This is a genomic window from Paenibacillus tyrphae (assembly GCF_000722545.1).
GTDB lineage: Bacteria > Bacillota > Bacilli > Paenibacillales > NBRC-103111 > Paenibacillus_G > Paenibacillus_G tyrfis.
This window is the reverse complement of record NZ_JNVM01000058.1, coordinates 1-1,261: the sequence shown is the minus strand read 5'-3', so window position 1 is coordinate 1,261 and position 1,261 is coordinate 1. Positions and strand designations below refer to the sequence as shown.

The 1,261-nt window shown below is 53.6% G+C and carries 1 pseudogene; it reads left to right on the top strand.

Annotated features, from left to right (window positions below):
• Window positions 1–801: 801 nt before the first annotated feature.
• Window positions 802–1,261, top strand: a pseudogene (locus ET33_RS36880) (YhgE/Pip domain-containing protein); the annotation flags it as partial.

Sequence of the window (1,261 nt, the reverse complement as noted above, 5' to 3'; positions counted from 1 at the left end):
TTCTCACATAATCGTATTCGAACAGGCTGTCGTGAATGAGCTCTACCTCCTCATCCGTTACTGCTCCTGTGGACAGCAGCGTTTCAGGATCGACGGTAGTACAGCATGCGGCATCGAAGGGAACATGCTGCCGCAGCAGCTTCACAAGCGCTCTCCTGTAAGCATGTGAACAGCTTTTACCCTCGGAAAGCTTCAACAATTTAGCTCTGACGGGTTCCAGGTTTGTATACATATTCGGCCTCCTCAAGCCCCTCGTCTCTCTGGCTGTATCAACAAATCCCAGATTTGAGGGATGGTACTATTATGGAACCTCTCTATAATTGATAATGATTCTCATTATAAATAAAAAGCAGGGAGTTGGGAAGAGGATGTGGGTTTATGGCTTTGGCGGCGTGCGTATTTGTGGCGGGCTGCTCCCATAGCGGCATAGAGCGGTCGGGTGAGAAAGCCGGAGGCGGGCTTTGAGCAGGGCGCAACTTGACAACACGATAAAGGAGTGATCGGAAATGGTTTACGCGTTACAGGCTTACTTGAAGAAGCCGTCTACGATCGTTGGAATCGTTACGGCTGTGATGTTTCAAATTATTTTTGCTGTCGTCTGGATGACAGCTTATGACGGAGTTACCGGGGCGGACAGGCTGAAGCAGCTGGAAGTAGGCATTGTCGTGTCCGACCAAGCGGCAGGTCAGGCGATTGCGGGAAAATTGGCCGGAGAGCTGCCTGTCCGTACACGGCTGATTGCCACCCAACCGGAAGCGGAGCAACTGCTGAACGAGAGGAAGCTGCNNGATTGCCGCACAGGTGACGGCCGCGGTAAACAAAGAGGCGGTCGGACAGGGCCTGCAAGCCGCATTGGCGCAGGCAAAGCTCCCGGATGAGCAGCCGGCTGCCGCCGCGAAGTCGCTGTCCGAACGGGTGACATCCGAATTTGCTAATATGAATGCCGTCCGGGGAATGAACAACCAAATGGCGCCCATGATGCTGCTGCTCGCCTCGTATGTCGGCACGATGATTATGAGTATGAACATGACGCAATCGTCAATGGCGCTGGTTGCAGCAGGAATTGGCCGCTGGCGGTTGTTCGCCGCCCGAAATCTGATCAATGCAGCGGCGGCCGTATTCGTTTCCCTGATCGGCTCCTCGCTCCTGATCATGCTTGGAGGGCAGGCTGAACATAGTTTCCTGATGCTGTGGGGATTTCAGTCCTTGTTCGTACTGTCTTTCATCCTTTTGTCCCAACTGTGCCTGCTTCTGTTCGGCA